Annotated in this window: 12 protein-coding genes; 4 read left to right on the top strand and 8 right to left on the bottom strand. The window is 61.9% G+C overall.

The window, feature by feature from the left end; translation table 11 throughout:
* Window positions 1–25: 25 nt before the first annotated feature.
* Together AC3WQS_RS30145 and AC3WQS_RS30140 are read right to left on the bottom strand one after the other, a co-directional pair.
* The gene (locus AC3WQS_RS30145; protein ID WP_060938989.1) at window positions 26–667 is read right to left on the bottom strand and encodes a Type 1 glutamine amidotransferase-like domain-containing protein; all 642 of its coding nucleotides are present in this window, start codon (window positions 665–667) and stop codon (window positions 26–28) included.
* Between the two features lie 34 nt (window positions 668–701).
* Window positions 702–1520: a maleylpyruvate isomerase family mycothiol-dependent enzyme gene (locus tag AC3WQS_RS30140; RefSeq protein ID WP_060938990.1), complete on the bottom strand. Its 819-nt coding sequence runs from the start codon at window positions 1518–1520 to the stop codon at window positions 702–704.
* A gap of 191 nt (window positions 1521–1711) precedes the next feature.
* Between AC3WQS_RS30140 and AC3WQS_RS30135 the strand changes: the two genes are divergently transcribed.
* Window positions 1712–3250, top strand: a complete 1539-nt coding sequence (locus AC3WQS_RS30135) for an AMP-binding protein (RefSeq protein ID WP_060938991.1) — start codon at window positions 1712–1714, stop codon at window positions 3248–3250.
* A gap of 15 nt (window positions 3251–3265) precedes the next feature.
* Here the strand turns inward: AC3WQS_RS30135 and AC3WQS_RS30130 are convergent, their stop codons facing one another.
* Window positions 3266–3502, bottom strand: coding sequence for a DUF488 family protein, N3 subclade (locus AC3WQS_RS30130; protein WP_372448798.1), 237 nt, complete (start codon window positions 3500–3502; stop codon window positions 3266–3268).
* A gap of 273 nt (window positions 3503–3775) precedes the next feature.
* On the opposite strand from AC3WQS_RS30130, the gene AC3WQS_RS30125 reads away from it, so the two are divergent.
* Genes AC3WQS_RS30125 through AC3WQS_RS30115 form a run of 3 tightly spaced genes read left to right on the top strand, consistent with a single transcriptional unit; the run spans window position 3776 to window position 6635 of the window.
* Window positions 3776–4885 carry a Re/Si-specific NAD(P)(+) transhydrogenase subunit alpha gene (locus tag AC3WQS_RS30125; protein WP_047889211.1) on the top strand — a complete coding sequence of 370 codons (1110 nt, stop codon included), beginning with the start codon at window positions 3776–3778 and terminating at the stop codon, window positions 4883–4885.
* Window positions 4885–5208, top strand: coding sequence for an NAD(P) transhydrogenase subunit alpha part 2 (locus AC3WQS_RS30120; RefSeq protein WP_003941319.1), 324 nt, complete (start codon window positions 4885–4887; stop codon window positions 5206–5208). The genes AC3WQS_RS30125 and AC3WQS_RS30120 overlap by 1 nt, the downstream gene beginning before the upstream one ends.
* Window positions 5208–6635 (top strand): NAD(P)(+) transhydrogenase (Re/Si-specific) subunit beta, encoded by a 1428-nt coding sequence (locus tag AC3WQS_RS30115; RefSeq protein ID WP_492712838.1) that lies wholly within the window; start codon window positions 5208–5210, stop codon window positions 6633–6635. The genes AC3WQS_RS30120 and AC3WQS_RS30115 overlap by 1 nt, the downstream gene beginning before the upstream one ends.
* A gap of 374 nt (window positions 6636–7009) precedes the next feature.
* On the opposite strand, the gene AC3WQS_RS30110 is transcribed toward AC3WQS_RS30115, so the two are convergent.
* The 5 genes from AC3WQS_RS30110 to pdhA are packed head-to-tail and all read right to left on the bottom strand — an operon-like array spanning window position 7010 to window position 12203.
* Window positions 7010–7663, bottom strand: coding sequence for a hypothetical protein (locus tag AC3WQS_RS30110; protein WP_020970091.1), 654 nt, complete (start codon window positions 7661–7663; stop codon window positions 7010–7012).
* Between the two features lie 29 nt (window positions 7664–7692).
* Entirely contained in the window at window positions 7693–8898 is a 1206-nt protein-coding gene (locus AC3WQS_RS30105) for an MFS transporter (RefSeq protein ID WP_019749231.1), read from the bottom strand.
* A 10-nt stretch (window positions 8899–8908) separates the two neighbouring features.
* Window positions 8909–10144, bottom strand: a complete 1236-nt coding sequence (locus AC3WQS_RS30100; RefSeq protein ID WP_019749230.1) for a dihydrolipoamide acetyltransferase family protein — start codon at window positions 10142–10144, stop codon at window positions 8909–8911.
* Complete coding sequence (locus AC3WQS_RS30095; protein ID WP_019749229.1) at window positions 10141–11118, bottom strand: alpha-ketoacid dehydrogenase subunit beta; 978 nt, start codon at window positions 11116–11118, stop codon at window positions 10141–10143. The genes AC3WQS_RS30100 and AC3WQS_RS30095 overlap by 4 nt, the downstream gene beginning before the upstream one ends.
* On the bottom strand, window positions 11115–12203 hold the full coding sequence (gene pdhA, locus AC3WQS_RS30090; RefSeq protein WP_019749228.1) for a pyruvate dehydrogenase (acetyl-transferring) E1 component subunit alpha: 1089 nt from the start codon (window positions 12201–12203) through the stop codon (window positions 11115–11117). Before pdhA ends, AC3WQS_RS30095 begins: the two co-directional genes overlap by 4 nt.
* Window positions 12204–12338: the final 135 nt, after the last annotated feature.

Here is a 12338-nt window from a genome sequence, read left to right as displayed (position 1 = left end):
GTCGACTGCCCAGTCTGCGTCAAGATCAACCGTCTGCGTCAGAGCAGCGGCCGACGACTATCACCTCTTGATCAGTAAGCACGGTGAATTGCGCGCCAGCAGTGGTCAGCGCTGCGACCGTCCGCGCGGTCACCTGCGGATCTTCGAGTAACGAATCGCCGCCGTGCGGCACTATCGCGAAGTCGACCAGCGCGAGCCCGGACCAGATCGGGTCGATACCGCACGTAGGCGTGACTTCAGCGGGGTCGTCCGACGCGTCGAGCCCGATCAGAGTCGGAGTCGCCAGACACGCTCCCGCGCTGTATCCCGCATAGGCCACGAGGCCCGAACGAACCAGCATCTCGATGACCCGATCTGCGCCGCTTCGGGCTAGCTGAGCTCGCAGGACAAACGTGTTTCCGCCGCGAACCCACAGACAGTCGAATTCGCGAAGCCGGACTTCGAGTGCTTCCGGTGCACCCAGGAAGTCTCGGACGTCAACTTCCTCTGCCGTGAAGCCCGCAGCCCGCAATGGGGTCAATTCGCTTGTCACTGCCGAACTGCGGGCATTGACGGGCCACGAATCTGCAGCCGCGGCGATCACCGCTATGCGTGCGCCGCGGCCTACAAGATCGACAAAAGCCTCGCGGTGGTCGCCGAAACGGTAGGACGAGAGAAACAGTTTCACTTCTCAGTACCTTCGCGACCTACCCACCCAGCTCTCAAATCGTGAACGCCAGATTGTCGACGACGCGTGCGCCCACCGTGGTGTCGCCGCGAAGTGAGATGTCGGTTCGATGATCGGACGCGTGGACGCGGCCACCGGCAATCCGGGTGAAGAGCGGTGAGCTCATCGAGATGGTCGTGGTCGCCGGACCGTCGAGCTCCGGGACGAGCGTTGCACGCGCATCGACCGAGATGTGAAGTGAACGGGCAAGTGGCCCTTCGAGTTCGAAAGTGATCCGTGCTCCCTCGGGTGCCTTTCCTCGTTTCCCGACGACAAATCCGAGCGCGCTGGTGATTTCGCCGAATGCAGTCTCCGCGCGCAATCCGCCTTCCTCGCCCGGAATGCCGACTGCATCTCTGATGTCGAGTTCGTGCATCCAACAGTCGAAGGTCCGAATGCGCATGAACCGGCCATAGGGCGCAAGACCGACTGGTGTTTGTGTCTCGGCGTCCCAGTCTGCGCCCGTCATCGAGCGAAGAGCGTCGGCTCGCGTGGCAGTGATATCGCGATAGTGGGCCAACAAGTCCGCGTGCGGTGTCCGCCTCAGGCCTTCGACCCAGCGCTCGTTGAACGCCGCAATCTCGTTGTGGACGTGAGGCAATGCGTGCACGTCCAGGTCGATCGACGGCGGATTGATGCCCGCGAGCAGTGATTCCGTACCGATCAGGTGGGACACGATGTCATGGACCGTCCACCCCGGAAGGTTGGACGGTGCCAACCACTGGTCACCGTCGAGTTCGGCAAGCAGTGCGTCGATGACTGTCCATTCCTCGGTCAACGCGTCGACTACTGCGTCCTGGGGCCAACCACTCATGCGGACATCTCCTGTTTCGGACGGTGCGGTTCTCCTCACTGTATGTCGCGCCGGATAAGTGAGCGGGCATTCCCATGCTTCGAGTCGGTGTTGCCAAACATCCGAGGGAGGCAGAGTTCCTGTGGTAGACCAGGATTGTCGACGCCGAAGCAGGCTCACGCGGCGTTGTCGTCACCGACAGAGGAGTCTTCGTGTTTCCAGGAAATTTTGTCCAGTCCACGCCGGACAAGCCCGCCGTCATTCGCCCGGCGACGGGTGAGTCCATCACCTATCGGGAACTCGACGAACGGTCGACGCAGTTGGCGCGATACTTCCGAAGTGTCGGTGCCAAGCCTGGGGACCACGTCGCTCTCATCTCGAACAACGATCTCCGGGCGTTCGAGGTGTACTGGGCAGCATTGAGATCAGGTCTCTACATCACTGCGGTGAACTGGCATCTCACGGCTGCGGAGACCGCCTACATCGTCGACGACTGCGAGGCGACAATTCTGGTGGCGTCGGGGCAGGCGTCGGCAGCAGTTCCGTTGGACGAGAAGCTGATTCCGCGCGTGCGCCACCGATTGGTGTACGGCGGCGCCCTCGAGGGTTTCGACGACTACGAGGATGCGGTCGATGCTCAGTCCGCCGATCCACTCGACTCGCAGCCACGTGGGGCTGACATGCTGTATTCGTCAGGAACCACTGGGAGGCCGAAGGGGATCAAGGGAGACCTTCCGGAGGGCGAGGTGGACACCACCATGGATCCGTACACCGCGGTGTTCGCGCCGATGTACGGGTTCGATTCCGACACAGTCTATTTGTGCCCGGCTCCGGTCTATCACGCGGCGCCCCTGCGCTTTTGTGGCGTGATCAATTCGGTCGGCGGAACCGTGATCTTGATGGATGCATTCGAAGCCGAAACCGCGCTGGAGTTGATCGGTAAACACGCTGTGACACACAGCCAGTGGGTGCCGACGATGTTCGTTCGAATGTTGAAACTTCCGAAGGAGGCCCGCGATCGTTACGACGTCTCGACGGTGAAGGTCGCCATTCACGCTGCTGCTCCCTGCCCGCCTGAAGTGAAGACGGCAATGATCGACTGGTGGGGGCCGGTGATCCACGAGTACTACGCCTCGACCGAGGGTTCGGGCGCCACCTTCATCAACAGCGAGCAGGCCTTGGCGCATCCGGGTTCCGTCGGTCGTGACGGAGTGATGGGGATCGTGCACATCTGTGACGACGCCGGGCGTGATCTTCCGGTCGGCGAGGTCGGTACCGTGTTCTGGGAGCGGGAGACTCTGCCATTCCGGTACCACAACGACCCCGAGAAAACGGCTGCCGCGCAGCATCCGGATCATCCGACATGGACAACGAGTGGAGATATCGGCTATATCGACTCCGAGCGTTTCCTTTATCTGACCGATCGTGCGGCATTCACGATTATCTCTGGTGGCGTCAATATCTATCCGCAGGAGTCCGAGAACATCCTTACCTTGCATCCGAAAGTGTTCGACGTGGCGGTCATCGGTGTTCCCGATGAAGAAATGGGCGAACAGGTCAAGGCGGTTGTCCAACTGGCGGAGGGAGTCGAGCCGAGTGCCCATGTCGCCGAGGAATTGCTGGAATACGTTCGCAGCCAGGTTGCACATTTCAAAGCTCCGAGAAGCATCGACTTTGCCGACGAATTGCCTAGGACCGCGACCGGAAAGCTCGTAAAGCACAAGTTGCGGTCTCAATATGTGAGCAGTTGATCCTCCGATGAAATACTAGGACATCAGAGTAATTCTGCGAGATAGTCGGCAAGGACCTGCGCGTGGCTGTATGGCAGGTCCTTGCTTGCTGTCAGTAGAACAACGGGTCGAGAATCCGATGCCGTGCGATGCGTACTGCAGGTTTTCGCGTTTGACGCCGCGCGGCCAGAGTTGGTCGATGAGAAGCCCGACGGCGTTACATTCGGAAGCCGGTTCGTAAACTCCCTCGACGGTGATTATTCGGCGCGTCATTTCATGCCTTTTCGTCTTTCGGCCGTTTCAAATAGTGGAATAGCCCGCCATTCGAGTGTGATCGGCGCCACAGTAGGCTTCTCAAGGTATGTCCAAACATACTGTTCGGACTCGATTCAGATGGAGAAAGTGCGTCGTCGGTTTCCCTACGCCGCGGTAACTCTGGCTACTATCAGTCACCATTCACCCAAAAGCGGGTCATCTTCCGCTCATCACATGCTGGTTGCCGCTCGTCGCAGCAGGCGAACCACCAACCGCAGAAGGTAATGGAAAATGGAAACATCGAAGAGCGCACAAGTGCGTCCGACGGTCGGCGTCCCTCGAGAATCGAGTGATGGTGAGCGTCGGGTCGCATTGGTGCCGAAAATTGTGTCCGCTTTGATCGGCAAGGGCGTCGACGTGGTCGTCGAGTCCGGGGCCGGTCTCGGGGCGTTGATTCCCGACGAGTTGTACACCGCTGCCGGCGCGAAGATCGGCGATCCGTGGACTGCTGACGTCGTGGTCAAGGTTGCGCCCCCGTCGACAGAAGAGATCGCCCGGATCAGTACCGGCGCGAAGCTCATCGGTTTCCTGAATCCGCGTAATGCGGACAACCGCATCGCCGAGTTGAAGGCCGCCGGCATCGAGGGATACGCCGTGGAGGCGATTCCTCGTATCTCCCGCGCGCAGGTGATGGACGCGTTGTCTTCGCAGGCGAACGTGTCCGGGTACAAGGCTGTTCTGTTGGCAGCATCGGAGTCGACGCGGTTCTTCCCGATGCTCACCACCGCTGCAGGCACGGTGAAGCCTGCGACCGTTCTGGTGCTCGGAGTGGGTGTGGCAGGTCTGCAGGCGCTGGCGACAGCCAAGCGCCTCGGTGGCCGCGCTACCGGGTACGACGTGCGTCCTGAGGTCGCCGACCAGGTGCGTTCGGTGGGTGCACAGTGGCTCGACCTCGGAATCGATGCGGCGGGCGAGGGTGGATACGCCCGCGAGTTGACCGACGACGAGCGAGCGAAGCAGCAGCAGGCACTCGAAGATGCGATCAAGGGCTTCGACGTTGTGATCACCACTGCTCTGGTTCCGGGTCGTCCGGCGCCGCGCCTGGTCACCGCTGCCGCGGTCGAAGGCATGAAGCCGGGCAGTGTCGTGGTCGACCTCGCGGGTGAAACCGGCGGTAACTGCGAGCTGACCGAGCCGGGTCAAACCGTCGTCAAGCACGGCGTGACCATTTGCTCTCCGCTGAATTTGCCGGCGTCCATGCCTGAGCATGCGTCCGAGTTGTACTCGAAGAACATTTCCGCGCTGATCGAACTGATGCTCGTCGAAGGTGCATTGGCGCCTGATTTCTCCGACGAGGTTCTGGCCGGTGCGTGCGTCACCCGTGAAGAGAAGGGCGCCTGATGTACACATCACTTCTGGCGAACATCGCGATCCTGGTGTTGTCCGGGTTCGTCGGTTTCGCTGTGATCTCCAAAGTTCCGAACACCCTGCACACCCCGTTGATGTCCGGCACGAACGCCATCCACGGCATCGTCGTCCTGGGTGCGTTGGTCGTCCTGGGCAAGGTGCACGATCCCTCGATCGGGTTGCAGATCATCTTGTTCGTCGCGCTCGTCTTCGGAACCGTGAACGTTGTCGGTGGTTTTGTGGTCACGGACCGCATGTTGGCGATGTTCAAGGCCAAGCCGGCCGCCAAGTCTGTGTCGAAGGATGGTGACCAGTAATGGAATACCTGGTCAATGCGCTCTACATTGTCGCGTTCTCGATGTTCATCTACGGCCTCATGGGCCTTACCGGCCCGAAGACCGCAGTCCGCGGCAACCAGATCGCCGCGGTCGGCATGCTCATCGCCGTCGTTGCAACTCTGATCTCCATTCGTGATGCGGAGATGGGGAACTGGATCCTCATCGCTGCCGGCCTTGTCATCGGTGTCGTGCTCGGCGTCCCGCCGGCGCTGCGCACGAAGATGACGGCCATGCCGCAGTTGGTGGCACTGTTCAACGGTGTCGGCGGCGGCACGGTCGCGTTGATCGCGTACGCGGAATTCCTGGACTCGGACGGGTTCACCGCTTTCCAGCACGGCGAGTCGCCGACGGTGCACATCGTCATCGCTTCGCTCTTTGCTGCGGTGATCGGATCGATCTCCTTCTGGGGCAGCGTGATCGCGTTCCTGAAGCTGCAGGAAACTCTGCCTGGTCGTCCGATCGGAATCGGTAAGCTCCAGCAGCCGCTCAATGCGCTGCTGCTCATTGCCGCCGTCGCATTCTCGGTAATCATCGGTATCAAGGCGATCTCACCGGAAGGCCCAACCAGCTCACTGTGGATCGTCGGCGTGCTCGTACTCTCGGGCATCCTCGGACTGATGGTCGTGCTGCCCATCGGCGGCGCGGACATGCCCGTCGTCATCTCGCTGCTCAACGCTCTGACCGGTTTGTCAGCTGCTGCTGCAGGTTTGGCGCTCAACAACCAGGCGATGATCGTCGCCGGCATGATCGTGGGTGCTTCGGGCACCATCTTGACCAACCTCATGGCCAAGGCCATGAACCGGTCCATCCCGGCCATCGTGGCCGGCGGCTTCGGTGGCGGCGCCGAAGCGCCGTCCTCCGACGGCGTCGTGCGCACGGCAAAGGCGACCTCGGCCGCCGACGCGGCTATCCAGATGGCCTACGCCAACCAGGTCATCGTCGTACCCGGATACGGACTTGCCGTCGCGCAGGCTCAGCACGCGGTCAAGGACATGGCGAAATTGCTCGAGTCGAAGGGCGTCGAGGTCAAGTACGCCATTCACCCGGTCGCCGGCCGTATGCCAGGTCACATGAACGTTCTTCTCGCAGAGGCGGATGTCTCGTACGACGCGATGAAGGAAATGGACGACATCAACGACGAGTTCTCTCGTACCGATGTCACCTTGGTGATCGGCGCGAACGACGTCACCAACCCGGCGGCGCGCAACGATCCGAGCTCACCGATTCACGGAATGCCGATCCTCAACGTCGACCAGTCGAAGTCGGTCATCGTGCTCAAGCGTTCGATGAACTCCGGTTTCGCCGGTATCGAGAACCCGCTCTTCTTCGCCGAGGGCACCTCGATGCTCTTCGGTGATGCCAAGAAGTCGGTCTCCGAAGTAACCGAGGAGCTCAAGGCGCTGTAGCGCTCGAGCTCGGAAGGGCGTCTACTCGTAACCACGGGTGGGCGCCTTTTTCGTGTCCCTGTGTTGCAACGATTCCTGTGCTGAAACGGCTTCTTGTGCTGAAACGACAAAGGCGCCTGGTCCGAGACGAAACTCGGAACAGGCGCCTCTGGCGACGTTTTACGGGACCTCGGGGGTTTCGGGGTCGGAAGAGAAGCCGGAAAGTAGTTCGATCAACTTCTGGATCAGTTCGAGCGGGTTCAGATCTTCGAGGCTCACGGTAAAGACTCCTTCGCTGTGGAACTACTTGATTCGGACATTTCAGAACATACGTCATGCCCCGCCGTCGCGGGAGGGCTTAACGGCGAGAATCTCTGAATCACAAAGATTTAGGACTAAAGTCGGATGCTCCGGTGCCTTGAGAACGCGATTGCTGCCGTATCCGGGCGTAGCGCTTCACGTTTCGCGGCGATGGGCGATCGTGCCATCAAAATGGCTGCAGCACAGGCCCATACCAGAGCGATCAGAACGCCAGCTATCACTCCGAAAAGGCCGCTCATCTCGGCGGCCAGTGCGCTGGCACCGATCGCAGCAACCCCCACGAATCCGAGACCGGCGACTACCGGACGCCACTGCGGGGCAGAGATCAAGATCGCCGAGCAGTACAGCGCGGTCGCCGCTGCCACATGACCGCTGGGCAACAGGTCCTGGGGCACATCGGGGAGCCAGGAACCGAATGCCGCATTGGTGAGATTGGCGCCCATTCCGAGGAGCAGGATCGCGCCGATGCCGTATGGCAGTCCGCGGACCATCGAGACGACGGCCAGAGCAGTAGTGGCTGCGAGTACAGCGGTGACGTCGAATCGGCCTACCGTCCACTCGGCAAGTGCGCGCACCTGTTCGGGGACGCTCACCCCAGGCGAGGTGGGTCGCACGAAATACAAGACGCCCAGCGCTACGACGGCGATCGCAGCAAGGACGAGGAAGCGAGTGGTTGTGGAGGGAGCGGGGTGCTGGGTGGAGGTCGAGACGGTCACGAGTACCAGCATCCCTGTTGAGTCTGTGCCGATCGTGAGGATCAGCTGTGAGGTCTGTAGGCGGTCGGAGAATCGCGCCGAACGACACCCGCACAAGCCGCTGCGACCAGGACGCATGCAAACGGGATCAACATTGCTGTGGTGAGAGGCACAAGCGTGGTGACCCAGCCGATGGTTGCCGGACCGGCGAGGAATCCGATGTATCCCATGCCGACGACGCGAGACATGTTGGTGCCGGCCGAACCTGAGCCCAGATTTCCCGCCGTTGTGAAGATCTGCGGAATGCATCCCGACAGGCCGGCGCCGAACAGCGCCCAACCGAGCAACGTCAGTGGTAGCCAGCCCGACACCACGACGGTCAGCATTCCGATGGACGAGAGCAACGCACCGTAGCGAACCACTGCCACCGGGCCGACTGCCGCGCTGATTCGATCCGCGGTGAATCGGCCGACGGTCATCATGGCGGAGAATGCACCGAACGACAGTGCAGCAACGGCATTCGAGACACCCAGATCTTCCTTGACCTGCAGTGCGCTCCAGTCGTTTGCCACTCCCTCGGCCAGCATCAGAACAAAGGCGAGGGTTCCGAGGGCTAGTACGCGAGCCGAGAATCTGCCGTGTGTCTTTCCGGTAGTCGACGCGGTTTCGGCATGCACGTCGACGTGAGGGAGCAGGGGTCGCGAGCACAACCAGACCGCGAGCAAGCCGATTGCCGACGCGATGCTGAGCGTGACGTACGGCGGAAGATCCAGTGCGAGAGTGCCGAATCCGATGACGGACCCCAATACGCCGCCGACCGAGAACATGCCGTGAAAGGCCGCCATGATCGGGCGCCGGTACAACTGTTCGGCCTCGACAGCCTGCGAGTTCATCGACACGTCCAACGCGCCGTTCGCGAAGCCGAATACAACAAGTGCCGCGCCCAGTTGCCAGGTGTTCGTGGCAAATCCCGGGCCGAGAGTGGCGAATGCCAGCCCGCTACCCGCCAGGATGACCATGCGCCGGCTGCCGTATCGGTCGGCGAGCGGACCGCTCAATTGCATACCGGCAATGGCTCCGACAGCAAGAAGGAGAAGCAGTGAGCCGAGCGTCGAGTGACTGATTCCCACACGGTGTTCGATGGACGGAATGTGGACGACCCACATCGCGAGCAGAAATCCGTTGATGCCGAAGATGCCGAAGATGCCGGCCCGGGCGCGTACCAGGGCGGAGGTGGGGACTACTCGGTCGGTGGGGTTGACGCTCACTCGTTCCTTTTTACAGGTGAGACAGCAACAGGTCCGGGTCCGCGAGCATCTGTGCGACAAATGAGAGGAATCTCGCGGCCTGCTCACCATCGAGTATCCGGTGGTCGAACGTCAACGTCAGTGTCGCGACGCTCCGCGCTTCGATCTTGCGCTCGATTACCCAGGGACGCTCGCTCACTGTGCCCAGGCAAAGGATGACGGCTTCTCCCGGATTGAGGAGCGGAATGCCCCCGTCGACGCCGAAGACTCCGACATTGGTGATCGTGACGGTGCCACCGGTCAGGTGATGGACATCGGTCACTCCCGCGCGGGCAGCGACGGTCAGTTCGGTCACCGCGCGTGCAAGTTGGACCAGGCTCAGCGTCTCGGCGCTTTTGATGTTGGGCACGGACAGTCCACGTTCGGAGGCGACGGCGATGCCGAGATTCACGTGATCGTCGATGACGGCGTCGCCGCGGGCCTCGTCCCAATGCGCGTTCACCATCGGGTGCGACGAGATCGCCGTAACCAAGGCCTTGGCCGCGAGAGTCAGCGGAGTGAGAGAAAGTCCGGTGAATGCGTCCGAGGGACGGAGCCTGCCGAGTAGTTCCATCGAAGGCGTGACATCGGCGGTGAGGAAGACGCTGGCTTGCGGGGCGCGGGCACTGGCAACCATCGCCGACGCCATCTGTTTCCGCATGCCGGACGAGACCGGCTGTTTCTGTATACCGGATCCGGCCGGCCGCGGAGCTTCATTCGACGCGGCCTTCACGCGAAGCGCGTCTGCGACGTCCGCTGCCGTGACGGCACCGTCGAATCCACTTCCGGTGATTTCGCTCAGGTCGATGCCGGCTTCGCGGGCCGCGCGCCGCGCCGAGGGTGTTGCGGGCCGACGCTCGGTACTCGCCGCGGTTTGCGAGTGTGGCGTAACCCTGTTCCGTCGTCGGCTCGGTCTCTCGGCCGCGGGTCCGTATCCGACAAGCACACTCGGAGACTGTGAATCACTTGGAGACGGTGAATCTGCAGGCTCCTCGATTCGGATGATCGGAGTGCCGACCGGGACGGTAGAGCCAGGTTCGACGAGGAGTTCTCTGACAACGCCGACGTAGGGCGACGGCAGTTCGACGAGAGCTTTGGCTGTCTCTACCTGGGCGAGAACTTGATTGAGTGCCACCGTGTCGCCGACGCCGACCGTCCACTCGACCAGATCGGCGGACGTCAGGCCCTCGCCGAGATCCGGCAACCGGAATTCGTGCCCGGTACTCATGCTGCCAGCGTCCGGTCGAGTGCTGCGAGGATCCGGTCGGCGTCCGGAAGGTGAAATCGCTCGAGCTTGGCGGGCGGGTAGGGGATGTCGAATCCGGTGACCCGCAGGATCGGTGACTCGAGCTGATAGAAGCAGTGTTCCGCGACGTGTGCTGCGATTTCGGCGCCGACGCCGAGAAACTTCGGCGCCTCGTGGACGACGACCAGCCGTCCTGTCTTGTTCACCGACGCCTCGATCGTGTCGAAGTCGATGGGGGAGAGTGAACGCAGATCCACGACCTCCAGATCGTGGCCTTCTTCTTCGGCGATCCGCGCGGCGTCGAGCGCGGTGGCGACCATGGATCCGTACGCAACTACTGTCGCGTCGTCTCCAGGGCGAGCGACGCGGGCACGGTGAAGCGGAAGCTCGGGCGCGGCATCGGTATTCACGTCGGCGGTATCCCAGTAGCGCCGTTTGGGTTCGAGGAATATCACCGGGTCGTCGGCCGCAATGGATTGGCGGATCATGTGAAAGCCGTCGATCGGATTGCTCGGGTACACCACCCGCAGTCCCGCGGTGTGAGCGAAGTACGCTTCCGGCGACTCCGAATGATGTTCCACCGCACCGATTCCGCCGCCACTGGGAATGCGAATCGTCAGTGGCGCAGAGGCAGCGCCTCGGGTGCGGTAGTGGATCTTGGCCACCTGCGAGACGATCTGATCGAAAGCCGGGTAGACAAACCCGTCGAACTGGATTTCGCAGACAGGCCGATATCCGCGCAAGGCAAGACCGAAAGCTGTTCCCACGATCCCTGATTCGGCGAGGGGCATGTCGATCACCCGAGTATCGCCGAAGTCCTTCTGCAGGGCGTCGGTAACCCGGAATACACCGCCGAGACGGCCCACGTCCTCTCCCATGATGACAACGCGACGATCGTCTTCGAGTGCGCGTCGCAGGCCGGTGTTGAGCGCTGTCACCAGATTCATGACGGTCATGACGAAGCCCCTTCCATGCTGCGGAGATACGCGCGATGCTCTTCGCGTTCAACGTCGATCAGTGGGTGTGCCTCGGCGTAGACGTGATCGAAGAGCGCTGACGGGGGTGGATCGGCGAGCGCGATGGTTGCGCGTCGCAGTCCAGCTGCGACGTCGTCGGCCGCCGCCGCGATGGTGCTGAGTTCGTTTTCTCCGAGAAGATCGCGACGGCCGAGGAACAGGCGCATTCGCTCGAGCGGATCGCGGCTTCTCCACTCCGACATGTCGGTATCGGCGCGGTACCTGCTCGGATCGTCGGACGTCGTGTGCGGGCCCATTCGGCAGGTGATCGCCTCGATGAACGTCGGGCCGCTGCCTTCGCGTGCGCGATTGAGCGCCGAGCGCGTGACTGCGAGAACGGCGAGGACGTCGTTGCCGTCGACGCGGATCGCGGGGATGCCGTAACCGATCGCCCGATGTGAGATGGGCGTGCGTGACTGGAGGGATACCGGTTCACTGATGGCCCACTGGTTGTTCTGGCAGAAGAAGACAACGCCGACACGGAAACTGGCGGCAAATCCCATCGCCTCGGCGATGTCGCCCTGACTTGTGGCGCCGTCGCCGAAGTACGCGATCGTTGCGATCTCGGCGCCGTCCAGGTGTGCGCCGAGTGCGTATCCGGTGGCGTGCAGCCCTTGGGAGCCGACGACGATCGCCGGATTGGTGACGTTGAATTGTTCTGGAACCCAACCGGAATGGGAGATTCCTCGCCACATGGTGGTCAGCAATTCGGGGGGAACTCCCCGGCAGTACGCGACGGCATGTTCGCGGTAGCTGGTGAACGCGAAGTCGTCTGGGGCGAGCGCTCTCGCGGAACCGACCTGGGCGGCTTCTTGGCCCAGCATCGGAGCCCACAAACCTATTTCGCCTTGACGCTGCAGGGCAACAGCTTCGGTGTCGATTCGGCGACTCACGACGAGATCGCGATACAACGACAGCAGTTCGTCAGGCCCGATGTCTGTTATCAGGCGGTCGAATTCGGGACGGCACACTCGTGCGCCGTTCGGTTGGATGAGTTGGACCGGATAATCGAGGTTGTCGATCATCTTCGCTCACCTCGGTTTCTGCTCATGCCCGGCGCGCCTCGTGAGTACGCCGCACAATCCCGATGTGTTGTATGCAGTTGTCGCTCTACCATCAGGATCCCCCTGATTGGGAAATCCGCAAGTATTTCCACTGCC

It is taken from the genome of Rhodococcus sp. FW305-130 (assembly GCF_058788335.1).
The sequence above is the reverse complement of the archived record's forward strand: the minus strand, read 5'-3'. Positions and strand labels throughout refer to the sequence as shown.